Below are 20,726 nucleotides of genomic sequence, written 5' to 3'. Positions count from 1 at the left end.
GCGGGAGGGGGGTCAGGTCAAGAGGTGGGCGCGGAGGGCGGCTAGCTGGGCGTCGGTGACGCCGGCGTGGCGGAGGTAGCCCTCGATCGAGCCGTGGGCTTCGCGCAACTCGGCGAGGAAGAGCGTCATGGCCTCGGCGGGGCAGGTCAGCGGCGGGAGGCTCTGCCCCGTCTGCCGGCTGGTGGCCTCGTACCAGGTGCGGAACCGCTCGCCGGCCTCGGTGCTCAGCGCGTAGTCGGCGGCGATGTCCTCGTCGGGGACGCCGAGCGCGGCGAGGGTGAGCCCGCAGACGATGCCCGTGCGGTCCTTGCCGACGACGCAGTGCACCACCACGGGGGCGTTGGCCGCGTCGGCGATCAGCCCGACGGCCCTCGCCAGCCCGGCGGTGCCGGTCTCGGCGAGGTCGGCGTACCGGTCGGCGAGGTAGCGGGCCAGGTCGCTGCCCGGCCGGTAGGGGGTCTCGCCCCACTCCGCGTGCTCGGGGTGGACGTGGTGCCAGGTCAGACCGTCGAAGTGGGGGACCCGGCCGTCGCGCTCCACCTCGTGGGGGCGGCGCAGGTCGATGACCGTGCGCACGCCGAGGGCGGCGAACGCCTCCCGGTCGGTGCCGTCGATGCGGTGCAGCGAGTCGGAGCGGTAGAGCCGGCCCCGGCGGACGGTGCGCCCGTCGTGCCCGTGGTGGCCGCCCACGTCGCGGAAGTTGAAGATCGTGGCGAACGGGAAGCTGCGGTTGACCTCGGTGGTGTCCACGCTGACACGGTAACGACCTCCCACGGGACGCGGGAGGCCGTCGCTCGCCGGTGACTACCGGGCGGTGCCGGGCGGGATGGCCGAGTACGTCTCGCCGTAGTAGCCGCCGAGCCGGTCGCGGTAGGTGGGGTCGGTGTCGGCGGTCTCGTCGTACTCCGGAGCGGCCTTGATCTGGTCCTTGCTCCGGTCGACGTGGACCTTGCGCTCGTCGTGGTCGACGTGGTTGACCGTGCCGGCCGGGATCATCACCTTCCGGCCGAAGACCCACGGCCCGGTGTCCACCACCAGGTAGCTGTCGTTGACCTCGTGGCTGGCGCTGTCGATCTTGCCGATGCCGCCGTCGGTGGCCTCGACCTTGTAGCCGACCAGGTCGGCGTCAGCCACCCTCGCGGTGTCCCGGTAGCGCCACGGGTCGAAGGCGCCGGCGGGCGCCCCGCCGGCGAACTCGCCCCGGCCACCGTCGCGCACCGGATCCGGGTTGCCGTGCGTGCTGTGCGGGTCGAGCCTGTCCATGTGACAACTCCTGCCCCGACTGTCGCCAGTCGTCTCGCCGGATCGTGTCCTCGTCCCGGGAGGAGCTACCCGGGCGGTCGCCGGCGGAAACGGCGGTGGGCCGGCGCCGTCGTGCGGCACCGGCCCACCGGGGGCGTACGCGTCAGGCGAGCGCGGCCTGGGCGTCCAGGGTGACCGCGGCGGCGTGCACGACGGCGGCGATGCGCAGCCCCTCGTGCACCTGCTCGCGGCTGAAGCCCGCGGCGCGCAGGGTCTTCTCGTGCGACTCCAGGCAGACCCCGCAGCCGGTGATCGCCGAGACGGCCAGGCACCAGAGCTCGAAGTCGGCCTTCTCCACGCCCGGCCTGGCGATGATCTGCATCCGCAGCCGCGCCGGGATCGACTGGTACTGCTCGTCGCCGATCAGGTGCTTGGCCCGGTAGTAGACGTTGTTCATCGCCATGATCGCCGCGGCGCCCTTGGCCGCCTCGACCGCCTCCGGCCCGAGGTGGGTGGCCGCCTCGTCGGCGATCTCCCGCAGCACCACCGGGTTGCGCGCCGCCACCGCGCAGGCCAGGGCGGTGCCCCACGCCTGCTCCGGCTTCAGCGTCGAGGTGCCGATGGTCGAGCCGAGGTTGAGCTTGATGTCCTTGGCGTACTCCGGCAGAGCCGCCTTGATCGCGTCCAGACCCATGGTCAGGCCCCGGCGCCGGCGAGCAGCTTGGTGGCGTCCAGGGTCTCGCCGCCCTTGTTCCAGTTGCACGGGCAGAGTTCGTCGGTCTGCAGGGCGTCGAGCACCCGCAGCACCTCGGAGACGTTCCGGCCGACCGAACCGGCGGTCACCATGACGAACTGGATCTCGTTGTTCGGGTCGACGATGAAGGTCGCCCGCTGGGCCACGCCGTCCTCGCCGAGCACGCCGCAGGCGGCGGTCAGCTCGCGCTTGATGTCGCTGAGCATCGGGAACGGCAGCTCGCGCAGGTCCGGGTGGTCCTTGCGCCACGCGTAGTGGACGAACTCGTTGTCCACCGACACGCCGAGGACCTGGGCGTCCCGGTCGGCGAACTCGTCGTTCAGCCGGCCGAACTCGGCGATCTCCGTCGGGCAGACGAAGGTGAAGTCCTTCGGCCAGAAGAAGACGACCCGCCACTTGCCCTCGTGGGACTTGTGGTTGATCGTCTCGAACGCCTTGTCGGCGTCCAGCGACACGCAGGCGGTGAGTTCGTACTCGGGGAAGCGGTCACCGACAGTGAGCACAGGTCCTCCTTGACAGCGGCACGAGGGCCGGTAACTGGATCGGTTCCAGATACTTCCGCAGCGTTGTTTCCGCCTGGTGGCGGCCGGGTGACTTGTGAAGTCGATCACCAACGTCCGGTTCCGGCCGCGCCCCGACCGCCGGTGCGGTATCGCGACCCTGCGTGATCGTCCCGCCATGTGGATTTCGCCTCCCAAAACCACGCCCGGATGGCAGAGTGGCGATCGTGAACAGCACCCACCTGATTATTCGGACCTAGCGCGCCGGCCTCCCCTCCGCCGAGCGCGCAGACCTCCCGCATCCGCGGGGGGTCTTTTTGTTGCTCTCGAAAGGATCCCTGATGACCTTCCAGGTGTACGACACGACGCTGCGCGACGGGGCCCAGCGCGAGGGGCTCAGCTATTCGGTGGTCGACAAGCTCGCGGTGGCCCGGCTGCTCGACGAGTTCGGGGTCGGCTTCATCGAGGGCGGCTGGCCGGGCGCGGTGCCGAAGGACACCGAGTTCTTCCGCCGGGCGCGCACCGAGCTGGACCTGAGACACGCGCTGCTGGTCGCGTTCGGGGCCACCCGGCGGGCCGGGGTGCGGGTCGCCGACGACCCGCAGGTCCGCGGCCTGCTGGACGCGCAGACCCCGGCGGTCGCCCTGGTCGCCAAGGCCGACCTGCGGCACGTCGAGCGGGCGCTGCGCACCACCGCCGCGGAGAACCTGGCGATGGTCCACGACACCGTGGCGCACCTGGTGGCCGAGGGGCGCCGGGTCTTCGTCGACGGCGAGCACTTCTTCGACGGCTACCGGCACGACCCGGCGTACACGGCGGCGGTGGTGGAGACGGCGCTCGCCGCCGGCGCCGAGCGGATGGTGCTCTGCGACACCAACGGCGGGATGCTGCCCTCCCAGGTGACCGCCGCCATCGCCGACCTGACCGCGCGGGTGGGGGTCGGCCCGGAGCTGCTCGGCATCCACTGCCAGAACGACACGGCGTGCGCGGTGGCCAACACCGTCGCCGCCGTCGAGGCGGGGGTGCGGCACTTCCAGGGCACCGCGAACGGCTACGGCGAGCGCCCCGGCAACGCCGACATCTTCGCGGTGGTCGCCAATCTCCAACTCAAGCTCGGGCTGCCCGTCCTACCGGAGGGCTGCCTGGGGCAGATGGTGCGGGTCTCCCACGCCATCGCCGAGATCGCCAACATCGCCCCCGACACCCACCAGGCATACGTCGGGGCCGCGGCCTTCGCCCACAAGGCGGGGCTGCACGCGAGCGCGATCAAGGTGGATCCGCTGCTCTACAACCACGTGGACCCACAGGTGGTGGGCAACGACATGCGGATCCTCGTCACCGAGATGGCCGGCCGGGCCAGCGTCGAGCTCAAGAGCCGCGAGCTCGGCCTGGACCTGGCCGGCCATCCGGAGGCGCTGTCCCGCGTGACCCGGCGGGTCAAGGAGCTGGAGGCCGGCGGCTGGTCGTTCGAGGCCGCCGACGCCTCGTTCGAGCTGCTGGTCCGCGCCGAGTTGGACACCGCGCCGGCGAAGCCGTTCGCGCTGGAGTCGTACCGGGTGCTCGTCGAGCACCGGGAGGACGGCGCGGTGGTCTCCGAGGCGACCGTCAAGATCCGCGTACGCGGCGAGCGGGTCATCGCCACCGCCGAGGGGAACGGCCCGGTGAACGCCCTGGACGAGGCGCTGCGCGCCGGGCTGGCCCGGCACTACCCGGAGCTGGGCGACTTCGAGCTGGCGGACTTCAAGGTGCGCATCCTGGAGGGCAGCAGCGGCACCGGGGCGGTGACCCGGGTGCTGCTGGAGACCGCCGACCGCACCGGCCGCGACTGGACGACGGTCGGGGTGCACCCCAACGTGGTCGAGGCGAGCTGGCACGCCCTCGTCGACGCGCTCACCTACGGCCTCGACCGGGCCCGCGTCTGAGGCGGGATCACCCCGCCGGAAGGCGCAGCTCGGCCAGGACGGCGCGGTGGTCGCTGCCCGGCACCCGGTGCACGGCCACCGCCCGCACGGCGATCCGCCGGTCGACCAGCACGTGGTCGATGGTCACCGGCGGGATCGGGTCGCCGTCGTAGGGGCCCCAGGTGCCGGTGAGGCCCGCGCCGACCTCGTCGGCGGCGTCGACGTATCCGGTGGACAGCAGTGCGCGCAGCGGGGCGTGGTCGAGGGTGGCGTTGAAGTCGCCGGCGAGGATCCGCAGCGGCCCGTCCGGAGTCGCGGGCGGCTGCGCCGCCAGGTCGGTGCGCCAATGGCCGACCTGGTCCACCGCGTACGGGGCCGCCGGGTGCGCCGACTCGACGCGGACCGGCGGCGCCCCGGGCACCGTCACCGTGCCGTACGCCTGGTCGAAGCCCCAACCGCCGCGGTTGTGCCGGACGCCGCCCTCGCCGACGGGGAACCGGGCGTAGATCCCGGAGCCGACGGTGCCGGGCCGCGGCTCGAGGTGCCGATGGGGGAGCAGCCGGTCGAGGCCGAGCCGGTCCAGGTCGGCCCGGGCCTCGGGGGTGAACTCCTGCACGGTGAGCACGTCGACCCGGTGCCGCTCGACCAGGTCGACCAGCGCCCGCGCGTCGGCCGCCCCGGCGAGCAGGTTGGCGGTCAGCAGCCGCACTGTCGGCCCGCCGGTCGCGGGCTGCCCGGCGGGCAGGGCCCGGGGCGCGACCACGGCCACCAGCGCCGCCGCGACCACCGCCGCGACCACCGCGGGCCAGCGGCGCCGCAGGGCGAGCGCGAGCACCAGCGGCAGCAGGCTTCCGGCGGCGACGTACGGGGTGAAGGCGAGCAGTTGGACCAGCGGCCCCCGGTCGAGACCGGCCAGCCGCACCACCGTCCAGGCGGCCCCGGGCGCGACAGCCGCCCAGCAGAGCACGGTGCCCGGTAGCCCCGCCCGGCTGTCCGTCGGCCGCTCCGCCTCGGTGATCATGGTGAGAGGGTAACCCGGCGCCGCCGCGCGCCGTGGCCCGTCGCCCTGCCGAACGCATTTCATGAATGACAAAGCATTCGCATTTCACAAATTGTCGACGCCGCCCCGAAGGTGACCGGAAAGCGTGATCGACTATTGACGTCTGGCTTTTTATGGTGCTACGTTCCAGTGGGTTGAGACGTCGAAACTCTGAGTAGTAATCCCTGCTCAGAGCCGGTGAAATTGTTGAGGCGACAACATCTAGGGTGCGGCCTGAAGTGCGGGCTTCCGGCGGTTGTCGCTTATTTCCCGGGCCCGAGAATTGGAAATCAGCCGTTCCGCCGTCGGGCGGGAACGGTCGAATCCGCACGGTCAACAAAAGGGAGACCTGTCATGACCACACTCTTCCGACGCAAGGCGGCGGCGGTGGCCTTCACCGCCCTGGCGCTCGCCCTGGCCGGAGGCGGCATCGCCGTCGCCCAGCCGGCGGCGCAGGCGCCCGCCGAGGTCGCCCAGCCGGCCCGCCAGCCCGGCTCCGGCAGCCAGCCGGCCGTGACGCCCGCCGAGGCCCGCAAGGCCAAGGCGGCACTGGCGCAGGGCCCGTCCGCGCTGGCGACCGCGCCGGGCACCGTCGCCTCCGCCGTCGTCTCCAGCGGCGGCACCCTGCTCCGCGGTTCGCCCGAGGCGATCTCCGCCACCCGGTACGGCCCCGGGCAGTACCAGGTCCTGTTCAACTACAACGTCTCGCTGGAGACGTTCGTGGCGACCATCGGCACCACCGACCCGTACAACGTGCCGCCGGGCGGCGAGATCTCGGTGGCGCCGCGGCTCCAGACGCCGAACGCGGTCTTCGTCCAGACCCGGAACTCGTCCGGCACCCCGGCCGACCGGCCGTTCCACCTGGTCGTCGCCAACTGAACACCCGCTGACGACGCCGGTCCCCACCCCCGGGTGGGGGCCGGCGCCCCCGCGTCCGGTGGGACGTGCCGCGCCGGTCCTGCCGGGCCGCGAGGCTCGTCCCGGTTCGGACCGGTAAGGGCCGTGCCGGCGCTGATAATCCGACGTTTGTCCGACGGCCGCCACGGGAAGCAAGCACCGTGACGGACATCTCGGACACCCTGGCCAGCGTGCCCAGCCCGGCCGATCCCGATGCGAGTTCGGCCGAGCTGGAACAGACCCTCTTCGAGGTCAAACGCGTGATCGTCGGGCAGGATCGGCTCGTCGAGCGCCTGCTCACCGCCCTCGTCGCCGACGGGCACTGCCTCCTGGAAGGCGTGCCCGGGGTGGCCAAGACGCTCGCCGCGCAGACCCTCGCCACCGTGGTCGGCGGCACCTTCTCCCGCATCCAGTTCACCCCCGACCTCGTGCCGTCCGACATCGTCGGCACCCGGATCTACCGCGCCTCGAAGGAGACCTTCGACACCGAGCTGGGCCCGATCATGGCCAACCTGGTGCTCGCCGACGAGATCAACCGGGCCCCCGCCAAGGTGCAGTCCGCGCTGCTGGAGGCGATGGCGGAGCGCCAGGTCTCCATCGGCGGGCGCAGCTACCCCGTGCCCGACCCGTTCCTGGTGCTGGCCACCCAGAACCCGATCGAGTCCGAGGGGGTCTACCAGCTGCCGGAGGCGCAGCGCGACCGGTTCCTGATGAAGGTCGTGGTCGACTACCCGAGCGACGCCGACGAGCTGGCCATCCTCTACCGGATGAGCGCCGACCGGCCCACCGCCCGCCGGGTGCTCGACCCGCAGCGCCTCCGGGACCTGCAGGCCCGGGCCACCCACGTCTTCGTGCACCACGCCCTCGCCGAGTACGTGGTCCGGCTCATCCTCGCCACCCGTGACCCGGGCCGGTTCGGCCTGCCCGAGGTCGGCCGGCTGCTCGCGTACGGGGCGAGCCCCCGGGCCACCCTCGGCCTGGTCGCCGCCGCCCGGGCCCAGGCGCTGCTGCGCGGCCGCGAGTACGTGCTGCCCGAGGACATCCGCGAGCTGGCCGTCGACGTGCTCGCCCACCGGCTGGTGCTCTCCTTCGACGCGGTCGCCGACGGGGTGTCCGCCGAGTCGGTGGTGCGCCGGCTGGTCGAGGCGGTGCCGCCGCCCCGGGTCGTCACCGGTCACCCCGAGCACGCGGCCGACCTGGCGGCGGCATGAGCTGGCGCGGGGCCACCGCGCCGGCGCCCACGCCGGCCGACCCGGGGCTGGCCGACCTCGCCCCGGACCGGCGGCTGCGCCGGCTGGAACTGACCGTCACCCGCCGGCTCGACGGCCTGCTGCACGGCCGGTACCGCGGCCTGCTGCCCGGGCTGGGCAGCGAGCCCGCCGGCAGCCGGGAGTACCGCCCGGGTGAGGACGAGGTGCGCCGGATGGACTGGGCGGTGACCGCCCGGACCACCGTCCCGCACGTGCGCGAGGTCGACGCCGACCGGGAGCTGACCACCTGGCTGCTGGTCGACGCGAGCCCCAGCATGGAGTACGGCACCGCCGAGCTGGACAAGCGGGAACTGGCCGTGGCGGCCGTGGCGGCGGTCGGCTTCCTCACGGCCGGGGTCGGCAACCGGCTCGGCGCGCAGGTGCTCGGGCCGGCCGGGCTGCGCCGCTTTCCGCCCCGCAGCGGGCGCACCCACCTGCTCGGATTGCTCCGGGCCCTGCTGACCGCGCCGCGCGCCGGCGGGTACGACGAGCGGACCCCGCCGCCCGACGGCCCCGACCTGACCGACGGCCTGGCCGCCGTGCACCGGGTGGCGCTGCGGCGCGGCCTGGTGGTGGTGGTCTCGGACTTCCTCGACGGCCTGCCCGACGACCCTCGGCACGCGCCGCCCTGGGAGGGGCCCCTGCGCCGGCTCGCCGTGCGGCACCAGGTGCTCGCCGTGGAGGTCACCGACCCGCGCGAGCTGGAACTGCCGGACGTCGGCCTGATCACCCTGGTCGACCCGGAGACCGGCCGACGGCGGGAGGTCTGGACCGGCGACCCCCGGCTGCGCGAGCGGTACGCGGCCGCCGCCGCCGCCCAACGCGACCAGGTACGCGAGGCGCTGCGCCGCAGCGGGGCCACCCACCTGCCGCTGCGCACCGACCGCGACTGGAGCGCCGACATCGTGCGCCACGTGCACGCCCAGCGGCGGCTCGCCGCGGCCCCGGCCCGCGCGGCCCGGGGAGGTGCGGCGTGATCTGGCAGTCGCCGGTGCGGCTCTGGCTGCTGCTCGGGGTGCTCGCCCTGGCGGTCGGCTACCTGCTCATGCAGCGCCGGCGCAGCCGCTACGCCGTCCGCTTCACCAACCTGCGGCTGCTCGACCGGGTCGCGCCGCAGCGGCCGACGTGGCGGCGGCACCTGCCGGCCGGGCTCTTCCTCGCCATGCTGGCGCTGCTGGTGGTCGGCTTCGCCCGGCCCACGGCGGAGGTGCGGGTGCCCCGGGAACGGGCGACGGTGATGGTGGCCGTCGACGTCTCCACCTCGATGCTCGCCGGCGACGTGGAGCCCGACCGGCTCAGCGCCGCCAAGGACTGCGCCCGGCAGTTCGTCGACGGCCTGCCCGACGAGTTCAACGTCGGGCTGGTCGCCTTCGCCGGCAGCGCGGCGGTGCTGGTGCCCCCGAGCACCGACCGGGAGGCGCTGCACGAGGGGATCGAGCGGCTGGTCGAGGGGGCCACCGGGGTGCAGGGCACCGCCATCGGCGAAGCCATCAGCACCTCGCTCGGCGCGGTCAAGGGCTTCGACAGCCAGGCGGCCAAGGACCCGCCGCCGGCGCGGATCATCCTGCTCTCCGACGGCGCGAACACCTCCGGCATGGACCCGATGGAGGCGGCGGCCGACGCGGTGACCATGAAGGTGCCGGTGCACACCATCTCGTTCGGCACCCCCGGCGGCACCGTCGACCGGGGCGGCCGGCCGATCCAGGTGCCCGTGGACGGGCAGACCCTGCGCGCGGTCGCCGAGGAGACCGGCGGCGGGTTCCACGAGGCCAGCACCAGCGACGAGCTGCGCGCGGTCTACGACGACATCGGCACCTCGGTGGGCTACCGCACGGAACGGCAGGACGTCTCGGCCCGTTTCATCGGCCTGGGACTGGTGTTCGCCCTGGGCTCCGCGGCCGGCTCGATGCGCTGGTTCTCCCGGCTGCCCTGACCCCCACCGCCGAGAAGGACACGTGAGGAGCGTACGCATGGCAGTGCAGACCGGGTTGGGCGAACCACGCGGCCCCTGGTTCATCTCGCCGGAGCTGGAGCCGGACGGGCGGGCCCGGTGGGACGGGCCGGGACCGGACCGCGGTCCGGCCGGGTGGCGCGGGCGCGGGCGGCTGCTGGCCGGGCTGGCGGTGGTGGCCCTGTCCACCGCCTCGGGCGCGGTGGCCGGCGGCGTGGTGGCCAGCCGGGACGGCGAGCCCGGCCCGGCGGCGGCCTCGGCGGCCCCGGTGCCGGCGGAGCTGGTGACCGCGGCCGAGAAGACGGTGCCGGGGGTGGTCTCGGTGCTCGTCGGCGGGGGGCGCGGCGCCTCGGCGACCGGATCCGGCTTCGCCGTCGACGACCAGCAGCACATCATCACCAACGACCACATCCTGGCCAAGGGGCGCAACGGCTCGGTGACCGTGGAACTGCCGGACGGGCGGCGGTTCGCCGCCGAGGTGGTCGGCCGCGAGCCGCGCAGCGACCTCGCGGTGCTCCGGGTGCCGCCGTCGGCCGGCCTGGCGGCGCTGCCGCTGGCCAAGCCGGGGTCGACCCGGGTCGGCGAGCCGGTGCTGGCGGTCGGCTCGCCGCTGGGGCTCGCCGGCACGGTCACCGCCGGCATCGTGAGCGCCCTGGACCGGCAGGTGCGCCTCGGCGACAACCGGCACACCGCGGTGCAGACCGACGCCTCGATCAACCCGGGCAACTCGGGCGGCCCGTTGGTCAACGCGCGCGGCGAGGTGGTGGGGGTGAACACCGCGATCGCCACGATCGACGGCAACGGCTCCATCGGGATCGGCTTCGCCATCCCCATCGAGCAGGTGCAGCAGACCGCCGACACGATCATCGGAAAGGGTGGCTGAGCTGCCCGTACGACCGCCGCGGCGCGGGTGGGAACGTGAAAACTGTCGGATACCCGGCGCGGAATGATCGGACCATGGAAATATTACGCTGAGTATGGATACTGGCGTGGGTGGAGCGTCCTGTAATCGTGGTCCTCCTGCTGGTGGGCCTGATCATCGGAACCGGTGTGGGGTCGGCGTACGCCCGGGCGCGACGCGGGTGGGCCGACTACCAGACCGTCAAGAAGACCGTGCCCGGTGCCCGGCGCACCGCGTGGCTGCTGATCAAGGTGGCCACCACGAAGATCGGGGTGATCGCCCTGCTGCTGGTCGGGGCGGTCGCGTACGCCGCCGTCGGCTCCGACGGCGAGCCGGCGCCGCCCGGCCCGACGACGGACCCGTCCGCGACCCCGAGCATCCGGGCGGGGCGTTAGCCTCGGGGTGTGGACGACGGACTGCGGGTGACCGACCGGTGGGTCGTCCCCGCCGCTGAGCTGCGGGAGCGTTTCTCCCGCTCGTCCGGGCCCGGCGGCCAGGGCGTCAACACCACCGACTCCCGCGTCGAGCTGAGCTACGACCTGGGCGCCTCGCCCGGGGTGCCCGAGTCGCTGCGGGCGCGGGCGCTGCAACGGCTCGCCGGGCGGCTCGTCGACGGCGTGCTGACCGTCACCGCCAGCGAGCACCGGGCGCAGTTGGCCAACCGGGAGGCGGCTCGGGAGCGGATGGCCGCCCTGCTGCGCGAGGCGGCGGCCCCGCCGCCCCCGCCCCGGCGGCCCACCCGGCCCTCGCGCGGCGCCAAGGAGCGCCGGCTGGCCGAGAAGAAGCGCCAGTCGCAGCGCAAGCGCGACCGCCGCGTCGACGGCGACTGACGGGCTCGGACACAGCCCCGGGCGTCACGTCAGCGCGCCAGCCGTCAGCCCGCCGGCCCGTCAGTCGCCCGCCGTCACCGGCCGGGCGTGGCGGGCACCGGCTGCTCCGGTCGGGTCGCGCGCTCCAGCAGTCGGAGCAGGTCGGCGACAGGCTGGACCCCGGAGACCGGCGGCTGGCCGTCGATCACCAGGTTGGGAACACCGGTGACGCCCAGCTCGACTGCCCGACGCCGGTCGGCGCGCACCTCGTCGGCGTAGCCGTCGCCGGCTAGCACAGCGCGTGCCTGGTCGGCGTCGACCCCGGCCGCGCCGCTCAGACGCTGCAGGATTTGAGGGTCCGCCACGTTGAGCCCTTCGGTGTGGTAGGCGTGCAACAGTGACTCCATCATCTCGTCGGCCCGGCCATGGTCGGCGGCCAGCTTGCACAGTCGGTGCGCGTCGAAGGTGTTCACCGGGCGGGCCAGATGCAGGTTCAGCTCCACGCCTGCCGCGGCGCCCATCGACTGGATCCGGGCGACGCGGGCCGGCGCCTGCTCGCCCCACCAGCCGGCCATCGCTTCGGCTGCGGTCGGGCCGGGAACCCGTCCCTCCTCCGGCGCGAGTTCGAAGGCGCGCCAGACCACCTCCACGCTGTCCCGGTCGGCGTGTCTCGCCAATGCGGCCGACAGTCGTCTCTTTCCGATGTAGCACCACGGGCAGAGCACGTCGGCGAATACCTCGAGCTTCATGGATCTCTCCTCAACGATGTGCGGGGCTGTCGGTGGTACGGCCGCCCCGCCCGGCCCGCCCGTTGACGGGCCGAGCCGGTGGTCGGGGTGGTCAGGACTCGAGGCGCTGGGGGCCGGGGCCGACCTCGCGGACGACGGTGTAGGTCGGCGCCCCCGTCATGCGCGGCTCGGCCGTGCCCGACAGCGCCGCCAACGCCCTGCCGATGGCGGCCATCCGGCCGTCGGTGTCGGAGGTCCGTACAAAGTTCTGGTAGTCCGCCTCGCTCGCCCAGTGGACGATGTTGTAGACGCGGGTGCCGTCCGTACTCACGTGGAAGCGGGCTGACCGGTAGCCGGGATAGAAGCGCACCCACCGTTCCTGGATCTCCGCGAAGGCCTCCACGAGCTCGCGCTGGGTGTCGGGTCCGTCGACGGTGTAGTCGATGATCGAATAGAAGCCGGAATCCGCTCTCACGGAGCACTCCCAAGATCGGTTGCGGGGCTTTCCCCGAGGGTCGGCCCATCCTGCGACCTCAACTCAGGTTGAGGTCAACTGTGGATCCTGGACACGTCCACGCCATCCCGCCGCCACGTCGAACGTCCGTGCCAGCCCCGCCGCCGCGGCAGCCCTCGATGTCGCCGGGGACAGCGGGGGCCAGGACGGCTCAGTCGGTCACACCTTCACCGTGCCGGCGGCTCCGCCGCGTCCAGCAGCGTCGCGCACACCTCGATCAGCCGGGCGCGTAGCCGGCCGGCACGTCGCGCGAACTCGCGTTGCCGAGCCACGTACTCCGCCTTGCCCTCCGGAGTCTCGATGGCCACCGCCGGTTGCCCGTACGAGGAGAGGTCGTACGGGGACGCCTGCATGTCGAGCAGCCGAATGTCCCGCGCCAGCTCGAAGCAGTCGAGCGCCAGGTCCCCCGGGACCGCGGGGCCCAGCTTGGTCGCCCACTTGTGGCAGTCCATCGAGGCGTGCAGGCAGCCGGGCTGGTCGAGCTCCACCTGGCTCTCCCTGGTGGGCCGCAGCCGGTTGAGGCCCACCGCGTCGGGCGTGAAGAACCGGAACGCGTCGAAGTGCGTGCAGCGGATCTGGTGCGACTCGACCACCGCGTCGGTGCCCGCCTGCCCGAGGCGCAGGGGGAGCGGGTGTCGATGCTCTCGTTGGCGGTACACCATCGCCCACTCGTGCAGGCCGAAGCAGCCGGTGAAGGCGGGGCGCGACGCGATCGCGGACAACAACCGGTGGACGAAGCGCACCGAGTCACCCCGGTCGGCGAGGAACGCCGCGACGTCGAGACCCACGACCCCGTCCGCGTCCGCGGCGTACCAGCGCCACCGCCCGTGCGGGACGGCGACGTCCGGCCCGGGCTCCAGCCGGACACCCACCCCAGGGTGCCACCGCCGCAGCACGGAGGGCCGGGTCCCGTAGTAGTCGTACAGGAAGTCGTCGATCGCGTGGCGCTCCCGGGTGGTCCGGCGCGCGCGGTGGCCCGCGGTGAGAGCGTCGGCGCGCTGCTCGTGGGCCGCCATGAGAGGAAGCCAGTTCGCCACGGGGATGCTGGTCATCGTTCCCGGCCCCTGTTGCCCGCTCCGAGCCGCCTGACGAATCCCCAGCTCGGGCAGGTCGGGTGCGCAGGCGGCGGTCACGGACCCCAGGGTACGACCGCCGCCCCGCCGCCGGTCAGGGCACGTCCACCCGGACCCCGGCGGAGAACACCCCGCTGCGCAGCTCCAACTGCTCCGGCGGCGCCTGCCCGTCGACCGTGAAGACCAGCGGCAGCACGGCCCGGCTGCCGGCCGCCATCGGCTGGGCGAAGACGTCCCGGCCCTGGTTGGCGGCCCGGGTGGCCTGCTCGTCGGTGGTGACGAAGTTCCCGTCCGGCAGGTACGCCCGTTGCAGCCGGCCGTGCCAGCTCTGCTGCTCCGGGGTGAGGTTGCGCACCCCGACCGTGGCCTGGCACTGCCGCGCGCTGCGGCCCGGCTCGCACGCGATCCGGTAGACGGTGAACTCGAACGCCGACTCGCGCAGCGGCTCGCCGATCGCGCCGTTGGCGCCCCGGCCGATCCACGCGCCGCTGGTCGGCTGGCTGTCGGTGTCGATGGCCGCGACCTCCCGGGTGGCCGTCCAGGCGGCGGTGCCCACCGTGCCGGCCAGTACCGTGGCGGCCACCGGGACGATCAGCCAGACGGACGGGGTGCGGCGGGCCTGCGCCGGCCGGGGCGTGGCCGGCCGCGGGTAGACGGTCCCCCGCCCACCGGGGGAGAGGGCCGCGGCGACCGGCCGACGGCGCCGCCGCCACGTCCAGACGCCGCCGACCGCGAGCACCGCCACCGTGGCCAGGCCGGCCAGCAGCACGGGTGTGTGGCGCCACGCCGGTGTCCCCGCCGTCTCCTGTGCGGCCGCCGGCGCGGCCGCGTTCCAGGTCGCCGTCGCGCAGTCGTACGGCCGGCTGCCGTCGCGGGCGAAGGCGCAGGCCGGCGCGGTCAGCGGCCGGTGCGGGGCGGCGGTGGTCAGCGCCGTGCCGAGGGTGGTGGTGCTCCGGGCGGGGAGCTTGAGCTGCCAGGTCACCTCGGTGGCCGACCCGGCGGCGCGGCTGGCCCGGCCGCCGGCGGTGATGGCGGTCGCCGAGGCGCCGGGCGGCAGCTCCTGCCGCACGGTGGTGTCCACCGGCGAGCTGCCGGCGTTGCGGACCTCGATCCGGTAGCGGGGCGCCGGCGTGCTCTCCGGCGCCACCGCCACCGTGACCGGCGGTTTCGCCACCGGCGGGGCGGCCCGGGTCGGGGTGGGCACCGCCGGCGGCGCCGACGGCATCGCCGGCGCCGGGGTCGGCGCGGCCGCCGCCGGTGGTGGCTGCGCGGCCGCCGCGGGCGGTGCCGCCGTGGGCAGTGCCGGCACGGCGGCGAGAATGCCGAGGCAGTGTACGAACACTGCGAGGGCCCTGTGGTGTCGTGTCGATGCAGGCATACGAACGAACCTCCGGAGCCGACGCTAGGGGCGGGGCGGCGCCGGGCGGGTACGAAGTCGGGAAGTGCGCCCGGGCGGGCGGCCGGTGGCGTAGGGTGCGCGGCTGGCCCGCCCCCGGCGAGCCGGGGAGCCGCCCGCCCACCAGGCGAGGATCCACACGACCACCGGCAGGACCCGGTGAACGTCGGTGGACACCGCACTAGATTGGCCTGGTGCGTATCGCTCGTTTTGCTCATGCCAAGGGAATGTCGTTCGGGGTCGTCGAGGGCGAGCCGGAGGCGGGCCCACAGGGCCTGACCGTCGCCGAGATCGAGGGCCACCCGTTCGGCCAGATCACCTTCAGCGGCGCCCGCTGGGCGCTGTCGGACGTCCGGCTGCTCTCGCCGATCCTGCCCAGCAAGGTCGTCTGCGTCGGTCGCAACTACGCGGAGCACGCCGCCGAACACGGCACCGAGGTGCCGAAGGAGCCGCTGCTCTTCCTCAAGCCGTCCACCTCCGTGATCGGGCCCCGGGACGCGATCCGGCTGCCGATCTTCTCCAAGCAGGTCGAGCACGAGGCCGAGCTGGCGGTGGTCATCGGCGCGCCGGGCGCGCGCCGGGCCGACCGGGCCGCCGCGGAGCGGGCCATCTTCGGCTACACCTGCGCCAACGACGTCACGGCCCGGGACCTCCAGCGCTCCGACGGCCAGTGGACCCGCGCCAAGGGCTTCGACTCGTTCTGCCCGATCGGGCCGTGGATCACCACCGGGCTCGACGTGCGGGACCTGGAGATCCGGTGCGAGGTGGGGCGCAACCCCGAGGAGATGGAGGTCCGCCAGCTCGGCCGGACCCGGGACATGGTCTTCGACGTGCCGGCCCTGGTGTCGTACGTCTCGCACGTCATGACGTTGCTCCCCGGCGACGTGGTGCTCACCGGCACGCCGGCGGGGGTTAGCCCGCTCACGGACGGGGATACGGTCACCGTGCGGATCGAGGGGATCGGGGAGCTGACCAACCCGGTGGTGCCCGTCGCCTGATCCGCGTCGAGGCCCGGTTCACGCAGCTCAGAGGCGTTTCCGGGGGCTCGATTTGGCCTGCCGGCACCGGGAGGGTAAAGTTTGTTCCCGGCGCCGCAAGGGGCCAATGGGGTATGGGGTAATTGGCAGCCCGACTGATTCTGGTTCAGTTAGTCTAGGTTCGAGTCCTGGTACCCCAGCGCAGCCGAGGTTCGGAAGAGCCTCGGGCGCTGGATCTCGCTGGAGTGGATCTCCGGTTCCCGTCAGGGAGTCGGAGGTTCTCTCTGATAGAGTCCAGCGGCGCCGCTCGGCAGAGCGGCGTGGCAAGGAAGTTCTGGCCCCGTCGTCTAGCGGCCCAGGACGCCGCCCTCTCAAGGCGGTAGCGCCGGTTCGAATCCGGTCGGGGCTACAAGCATGGTCGGCCCGTCTCACCCCGGTGAGGCGGGCCGTTTCGCATTCCGGCCGCCGCGTTGCGGCCCGTCATGCCCGGCGCGGCCCGTCATGCCCGGCCAGCCCGCGCCGTTGCCTCCAGAGGCTGCCCGCGCCGGCCGTCGCGCGGCGGACCCGCTGCCGCCGGGCGTCCCGGACGCTGCCCGGCCGACGGCCGCCTGCCGCGGTGTGCCGGGCGACCCGGTGCGGACCCCCGCGGGGGACGCCGCTAGACTACAGCCGCACCGCTCGCGTGGGCGGTGGAAGCAGGGAAAGTCTTGGCCCCGTCGTCTAGCGGCCCAGGACGCCGCCCTCTCAAGGCGGTAGCGCCGGTTCGAATCCGGTCGGGGCTACAAGCATGATCGGCCCGTCTCACCCCGGTGAGGCGGGCCGATCCGCGTTCCAGGCCCCTCGGCGCGTCCCGAATCCCCGGGTCGCCGACCATCGGCTGCCCGGCGCCACCCGGTCCGGGGCGAGGGCCGGTCCGGGGCGAGGGCCGGACCCGGTTACGGTCCGGGACCGATGCCGGGCCGGCGCCACGGGCAGCGTCGCGGCCGGGTCCGGGCTGACACGGGCCGGTGCCACGGGCGGGACCCACCGGTGACACCGGCAGGGTGGGGTCCGGTCAGCACCGCCGCTGCGGGCCGTCCCACGGGCAGGGTGGGGTCCGGCCGGGGCCGGACGCTCCGGGTCGTGCGAAGGGACAGGGGTCAGAGGCCGGAGAGACGCTGGCCGGCCCGGACGACGGCCATGGCGTGGCGCTCGCCGGGGCGACGGCCCAGGCGCTCGATCGGGCCGGAGATGCTGATCGCGGCGATGACCCGGCCCGTGCGGTCGCGGATCGGGGCGGAGACGCTCGCCACACCGGCCTCGCGCTCGGCGACGCTCTGTGCCCAGCCGCGGCGGCGCACCTCGGCCAGGGTGCGGCCGGTGAACTTCGACCGGGGCAGCAGCGGCATCACCGCCTCCGGCGGCTCCCACGCGAGCAGGATCTGGGCCGCCGAGCCGGCCGTCATCGGCAGCACCGAGCCGACCGGCACGGTGTCCCGCAGGCCGCTGGCCCGCTCCGCGGCGGCCACGCAGATCCGCTCGTCGGCGCGGCGCAGGTAGAGCTGCGCACTCTCGCCGGTGGCGTCACGCAGCGCGGCCAGCAGCGGCTCCGCCGCCGTCAGGAGCACGTCCGGCGCGGCGTTGGCGAGCTCACCCAGGCGCGGGCCCGGGCGCCAGCGGCCCTGGGTGTCCCGGACCAGCATCCGGTGGATCTCCAGCGCCTGCGCCAGCCGGTGCGCGGTGGCCCGGGGCAGCTTGGTGCGTTCAACGAGTTCGGCCAGGCTGGCGCCGTCGACACAGGCGGCCAGAATGACCACCGCCTTGTCGAGAACGCCGACACCGCTCATACTGTGTCCCACAAGCCGAAATTTACCTCCCAGAATTTAGGATGTCCAGATGGTGGGAGTCACTACTACCGAGCCGAGGACCCTGGCCGAGAAGGTCTGGGACGCGCACGTCGTACGGTCCGCCGAGGGGGAGCCGGATCTGCTCTTCATCGACCTGCACCTGCTGCACGAGGTGACCAGCCCGCAGGCCTTCGACGGGCTGCGCCTCGCCGGCCGCCGGGTGCGCCGCACCGACCTCACGCTCGCGACAGAGGACCACAACACCCCGACCGGGTACGCCGACCCGTCGTTCCGGGAGCGGCGTGGCGATCTGCTCACCATCGCCGACCCCACCTCGCGTACGCAGATCGAGACGCTGCGCCGCAACTGCGCCGAGTTCGGCGTCCGGCTGCACCCGCTCGGCGACGCCAACCAGGGCATCGTGCACGTCATCGGCCCGCAGCTCGGCGTCACGCAGCCCGGCATGACCATCGTCTGCGGCGACTCGCACACCGCCACCCACGGCGCGTTCGGGGCGCTCGCGTTCGGCATCGGCACGAGTGAGGTCGAGCACGTGCTGGCCACCCAGACGCTGCCGCAGACCCGGCCGAAGACGATGGCGGTGAACGTGACCGGGCAGCTCGCCCCCGGGGTCACCGCCAAGGACCTGGTGCTCGCGTTGATCGCTCAGGTGGGCACCGGCGGCGGGCGCGGACACATCGTCGAGTACCGCGGCGAGGCGATCCGGTCGCTGTCCATGGAGGGGCGGATGACCATCGCCAACATGTCGATCGAGTGGGGCGCCAAGGCCGGCATGATCGCGCCGGACGACACCACCTTCGCGTACCTGAAGGGGCGGCCGAACGCGCCGCAGGGCGCCGACTGGGACGCGGCGGTCGCGTACTGGCGGACCCTGCCCACGGACGAGGGGGCGACCTTCGACGCCGAGGTGACGCTGGACGCCACGGCGGTGACCCCGTTCGTCACCTGGGGCACCAACCCGGGTCAGGGCGCCCCGCTGGGCGCGGTGGTGCCGGATCCGGAGGAGTTCGTCACCGAGGCCGAGCGGACCGCCGCCCGCCGCGCGCTGGAGTACATGGACCTGCGCGCCGGCACCCCGCTGCGGGACCTGGCGGTCGACGTGGTCTTCGTCGGCTCCTGCACCAACGGCCGGCTGGAGGACCTCCGGGCCGCCGCCGACGTGCTGCGCGGGCACCGGGTCGCCGACGGGGTGCGGATGCTGGTCGTGCCCGGCTCCGCCGCCGTCCGCGAGGCGGCCGAGGCGGAAGGGCTGGACAAGGTCTTCACCGACGCCGGGGCGGAGTGGCGCTTCGCCGGCTGCTCGATGTGCCTGGGCATGAACCCGGACACGCTCTCCCCGGGCCAGCGCTCCGCGTCCACCTCCAACCGCAACTTCGAGGGCCGCCAGGGCCGGGGCGGACGCACCCACCTGGTCTCCCCGCCGGTCGCCGCCGCCACCGCCGTGGCGGGCCGGCTGGCCGCTCCCGCCGACCTGTAGAAGGGCACACCGCAGATGGAGAGGTTCACCACCCACACCGGCACGGCCGTGCCGCTGCGCCGTTCCAACGTGGACACCGACCAGATCATCCCCGCCGTGTACCTCAAGCGGGTGACCCGGACCGGTTTCGCGGACGGCTTGTTCAGCGCGTGGCGCGAGGACCCCGAATTCGTGCTCAACGACGCGGCGTATTCCGGTGCGTCGATTCTCGTGGCCGGTCCGGAGTTCGGCACCGGCTCCTCGCGGGAGCACGCCGTCTGGGCGCTGCGCGACTGGGGCTTCCGCGCCGTGATCTCCCCCCGCTTCGGCGACATCTTCCGGGGCAACGCGCTCAAGGAGGGGTTGCTGCCGGTCGAGTTGGAATTGAAAGCGGTCGAGGAGATCTGGGATCTGGTCGAGGCCGACCCGACCACGCCGGTCACCGTCGACCTGACCGCCCGACAGGTCCGGGTCGGCGAGGCCACCTGGTCGTTCCCGCTGGACGACTTCAGCCGCTGGCGGCTGATGGAGGGCTTGGACGACATTGGACTCACCCTCCGGCACGAGGCCGAGATCAGCGCCTTCGAGGCCACCCGGCCGCCGTTCCTGCCCACGGTCGCATAGCCGTACGCCCGATCGCGCAGCGGATTCCGCCCCCACCGGTCTCACCGGTGGGGGCGAATCCGTTACGACACAAGGGCTTTTTTCCACCGAATGTTTGTGTCCCGGCAGCACAGGGCATACCGTGCGCGCAGAATGGCTCGCGTCGAGTCAGTTGCACAATCGGGAGGAAGTCGTGAACAAGGCCGAGCTCATCGAGGCGCTCGCCGTTCGCCTGGGGGACCGGAAGACGGCGACGGCCGCGCTCGACGCGGTCCTCGCTGAGGTCCAGGCGGCGGTCACCAAGGGCGAGAAGGTGGCGATCACCGGATTCGGAGCGTTCGAAAAGCGCGTCCGGGGCGCCCGAACAGCGCGCAACCCGCGGACCGGCGAGGCGGTGAAGGTCAAGAAGACATCCGTCCCGACCTTCCGGCCGGGTGCCGGATTCAAGGAGATGGTGGCCAGCGGCAAGGTGCCGAAGGCCACGGCGGCGGCGAAGAAGACCGCCACGGCCGCCGCCAAGACCACCGGGGCCAAGGCGACCGGCGCCAAGGCCACGGGCGCCAAGGCGACCGGCGCCAAGGCCACGGGCGCGAAGGCGACCGGCGCCAAGGCCACCACGGCCGCGGCGAAGAAGACCACCGCGGCGAAGACGACCACGGCGGCGAAGGCGACCAAGACCACCGCGGCGAAGAAGACCGCGACCACCAAGGCCGCCCCGGCGAAGAAGAGCGCCGCGGCGACGAAGGCCACCGCGGCGAAGAAGACCACCGCGGCGGCGAGCAAGAGCGCCGCGGCCAAGAAGGCCCCGGCCAAGAAGGCCCCGGCCAAGAAGGCCCCGGCCAAGAAGGCCGCGGCCAAGCGCTGAATCGCAGCGGTACGAGGGCGTCC

22 protein-coding genes and 3 tRNA genes are annotated in these 20,726 nt (G+C 73.6%); 15 read left to right on the top strand and 10 right to left on the bottom strand.

Annotation, left to right across the window (positions count from 1 at the left end):
* Positions 1 to 12 precede the first annotated feature (12 nt).
* The 4 genes from ACSNOB_RS04615 to ACSNOB_RS04600 all read right to left on the bottom strand — a co-directional run bounded on the left by ACSNOB_RS04615 (position 13) and on the right by ACSNOB_RS04600 (position 2,499).
* Positions 13 to 774, bottom strand: coding sequence for a tyrosine-protein phosphatase (locus ACSNOB_RS04615; protein ID WP_436685309.1), 762 nt, complete (start codon positions 772 to 774; stop codon positions 13 to 15).
* 30 nt (positions 775 to 804) lie between these two features.
* On the bottom strand, positions 805 to 1,263 hold the full coding sequence (locus ACSNOB_RS04610; RefSeq protein ID WP_436685308.1) for a PRC-barrel domain-containing protein: 459 nt from the start codon (positions 1,261 to 1,263) through the stop codon (positions 805 to 807).
* 142 nt (positions 1,264 to 1,405) lie between these two features.
* A complete protein-coding gene (locus tag ACSNOB_RS04605) occupies positions 1,406 to 1,936 on the bottom strand; it encodes a carboxymuconolactone decarboxylase family protein (RefSeq protein ID WP_436685307.1) in 531 nt (176 codons plus the stop codon).
* A 2-nt stretch (positions 1,937 to 1,938) separates the two neighbouring features.
* Positions 1,939 to 2,499: a peroxiredoxin gene (locus ACSNOB_RS04600; RefSeq protein ID WP_350686876.1), complete on the bottom strand. Its 561-nt coding sequence runs from the start codon at positions 2,497 to 2,499 to the stop codon at positions 1,939 to 1,941.
* 338 nt (positions 2,500 to 2,837) lie between these two features.
* Between ACSNOB_RS04600 and cimA the strand changes: the two genes are divergently transcribed.
* Complete coding sequence (gene cimA, locus ACSNOB_RS04595; protein ID WP_393105111.1) at positions 2,838 to 4,418, top strand: citramalate synthase; 1,581 nt, start codon at positions 2,838 to 2,840, stop codon at positions 4,416 to 4,418.
* Between the two features lie 7 nt (positions 4,419 to 4,425).
* Here the strand turns inward: cimA and ACSNOB_RS04590 are convergent, their stop codons facing one another.
* Positions 4,426 to 5,418, bottom strand: a complete 993-nt coding sequence (locus tag ACSNOB_RS04590) for an endonuclease/exonuclease/phosphatase family protein (protein WP_436685306.1) — start codon at positions 5,416 to 5,418, stop codon at positions 4,426 to 4,428.
* Between the two features lie 372 nt (positions 5,419 to 5,790).
* Here ACSNOB_RS04590 and ACSNOB_RS04585 point away from each other — a divergent pair, with 372 nt between their 5' ends.
* The 7 genes from ACSNOB_RS04585 to arfB all read left to right on the top strand — a co-directional run bounded on the left by ACSNOB_RS04585 (position 5,791) and on the right by arfB (position 11,265).
* Positions 5,791 to 6,315 carry a hypothetical protein gene (locus ACSNOB_RS04585; protein WP_436685305.1) on the top strand — a complete coding sequence of 175 codons (525 nt, stop codon included), beginning with the start codon at positions 5,791 to 5,793 and terminating at the stop codon, positions 6,313 to 6,315.
* A 179-nt stretch (positions 6,316 to 6,494) separates the two neighbouring features.
* Entirely contained in the window at positions 6,495 to 7,544 is a 1,050-nt protein-coding gene (locus ACSNOB_RS04580) for an AAA family ATPase (protein ID WP_436685304.1), read from the top strand.
* Positions 7,541 to 8,560, top strand: coding sequence for a DUF58 domain-containing protein (locus tag ACSNOB_RS04575; RefSeq protein WP_436685303.1), 1,020 nt, complete (start codon positions 7,541 to 7,543; stop codon positions 8,558 to 8,560). Before ACSNOB_RS04580 ends, ACSNOB_RS04575 begins: the two co-directional genes overlap by 4 nt.
* A complete protein-coding gene (locus ACSNOB_RS04570; protein WP_436685302.1) occupies positions 8,557 to 9,516 on the top strand; it encodes a VWA domain-containing protein in 960 nt (319 codons plus the stop codon). Before ACSNOB_RS04575 ends, ACSNOB_RS04570 begins: the two co-directional genes overlap by 4 nt.
* A gap of 37 nt (positions 9,517 to 9,553) precedes the next feature.
* On the top strand, positions 9,554 to 10,417 hold the full coding sequence (locus tag ACSNOB_RS04565; RefSeq protein ID WP_436685301.1) for a S1C family serine protease: 864 nt from the start codon (positions 9,554 to 9,556) through the stop codon (positions 10,415 to 10,417).
* A gap of 110 nt (positions 10,418 to 10,527) precedes the next feature.
* Positions 10,528 to 10,830, top strand: a complete 303-nt coding sequence (locus tag ACSNOB_RS04560; protein WP_436685300.1) for a hypothetical protein — start codon at positions 10,528 to 10,530, stop codon at positions 10,828 to 10,830.
* A 9-nt stretch (positions 10,831 to 10,839) separates the two neighbouring features.
* Positions 10,840 to 11,265: an alternative ribosome rescue aminoacyl-tRNA hydrolase ArfB gene (gene arfB / locus ACSNOB_RS04555; protein WP_436685299.1), complete on the top strand. Its 426-nt coding sequence runs from the start codon at positions 10,840 to 10,842 to the stop codon at positions 11,263 to 11,265.
* A 74-nt stretch (positions 11,266 to 11,339) separates the two neighbouring features.
* On the opposite strand, the gene ACSNOB_RS04550 is transcribed toward arfB, so the two are convergent.
* The 4 genes from ACSNOB_RS04550 to ACSNOB_RS04535 form a co-directional block, all read right to left on the bottom strand.
* On the bottom strand, positions 11,340 to 11,993 hold the full coding sequence (locus tag ACSNOB_RS04550; RefSeq protein WP_436685298.1) for a DsbA family oxidoreductase: 654 nt from the start codon (positions 11,991 to 11,993) through the stop codon (positions 11,340 to 11,342).
* 91 nt (positions 11,994 to 12,084) lie between these two features.
* Complete coding sequence (locus ACSNOB_RS04545; protein ID WP_436685297.1) at positions 12,085 to 12,447, bottom strand: antibiotic biosynthesis monooxygenase family protein; 363 nt, start codon at positions 12,445 to 12,447, stop codon at positions 12,085 to 12,087.
* A gap of 206 nt (positions 12,448 to 12,653) precedes the next feature.
* The gene (locus ACSNOB_RS04540; protein ID WP_436685296.1) at positions 12,654 to 13,538 is read right to left on the bottom strand and encodes a 3-methyladenine DNA glycosylase; all 885 of its coding nucleotides are present in this window, start codon (positions 13,536 to 13,538) and stop codon (positions 12,654 to 12,656) included.
* Positions 13,539 to 13,653: 115 nt separating this feature from the next.
* Positions 13,654 to 14,937: a hypothetical protein gene (locus tag ACSNOB_RS04535; protein WP_436685295.1), complete on the bottom strand. Its 1,284-nt coding sequence runs from the start codon at positions 14,935 to 14,937 to the stop codon at positions 13,654 to 13,656.
* A gap of 212 nt (positions 14,938 to 15,149) precedes the next feature.
* On the opposite strand from ACSNOB_RS04535, the gene ACSNOB_RS04530 reads away from it, so the two are divergent.
* The 4 genes from ACSNOB_RS04530 (at position 15,150) to ACSNOB_RS04515 (ending at position 16,714) form a co-directional block, all read left to right on the top strand.
* Positions 15,150 to 15,953 carry a fumarylacetoacetate hydrolase family protein gene (locus ACSNOB_RS04530; RefSeq protein WP_436685294.1) on the top strand — a complete coding sequence of 268 codons (804 nt, stop codon included), beginning with the start codon at positions 15,150 to 15,152 and terminating at the stop codon, positions 15,951 to 15,953.
* Positions 15,954 to 16,060: 107 nt separating this feature from the next.
* Positions 16,061 to 16,132: transfer RNA gene (locus ACSNOB_RS04525), tRNA-Gln, on the top strand.
* 136 nt (positions 16,133 to 16,268) lie between these two features.
* Positions 16,269 to 16,341: transfer RNA gene (locus ACSNOB_RS04520), tRNA-Glu, on the top strand.
* Positions 16,342 to 16,641: 300 nt separating this feature from the next.
* A tRNA-Glu gene (locus tag ACSNOB_RS04515) sits at positions 16,642 to 16,714 on the top strand.
* Between the two features lie 357 nt (positions 16,715 to 17,071).
* On the opposite strand, the gene ACSNOB_RS04510 is transcribed toward ACSNOB_RS04515, so the two are convergent.
* Positions 17,072 to 17,758, bottom strand: a complete 687-nt coding sequence (locus ACSNOB_RS04510) for an IclR family transcriptional regulator (protein WP_013284529.1) — start codon at positions 17,756 to 17,758, stop codon at positions 17,072 to 17,074.
* Positions 17,759 to 17,807: 49 nt separating this feature from the next.
* Here ACSNOB_RS04510 and leuC point away from each other — a divergent pair, with 49 nt between their 5' ends.
* The 3 genes from leuC to ACSNOB_RS04495 all read left to right on the top strand — a co-directional run bounded on the left by leuC (position 17,808) and on the right by ACSNOB_RS04495 (position 20,703).
* Positions 17,808 to 19,256 (top strand): 3-isopropylmalate dehydratase large subunit, encoded by a 1,449-nt coding sequence (leuC, locus tag ACSNOB_RS04505; protein ID WP_436685293.1) that lies wholly within the window; start codon positions 17,808 to 17,810, stop codon positions 19,254 to 19,256.
* A 15-nt stretch (positions 19,257 to 19,271) separates the two neighbouring features.
* Complete coding sequence (leuD, locus tag ACSNOB_RS04500) at positions 19,272 to 19,859, top strand: 3-isopropylmalate dehydratase small subunit (RefSeq protein WP_436685292.1); 588 nt, start codon at positions 19,272 to 19,274, stop codon at positions 19,857 to 19,859.
* Positions 19,860 to 20,031: 172 nt separating this feature from the next.
* Positions 20,032 to 20,703: an HU family DNA-binding protein gene (locus ACSNOB_RS04495; protein WP_436685291.1), complete on the top strand. Its 672-nt coding sequence runs from the start codon at positions 20,032 to 20,034 to the stop codon at positions 20,701 to 20,703.
* Positions 20,704 to 20,726 lie beyond the last annotated feature (23 nt).

It is taken from the genome of Micromonospora sp. URMC 106 (assembly GCF_051386395.1).
GTDB lineage: Bacteria > Actinomycetota > Actinomycetes > Mycobacteriales > Micromonosporaceae > Micromonospora.
Note: the sequence above shows the minus strand (reverse complement) of the source record. Positions and strands in the feature narration are given on the sequence as shown.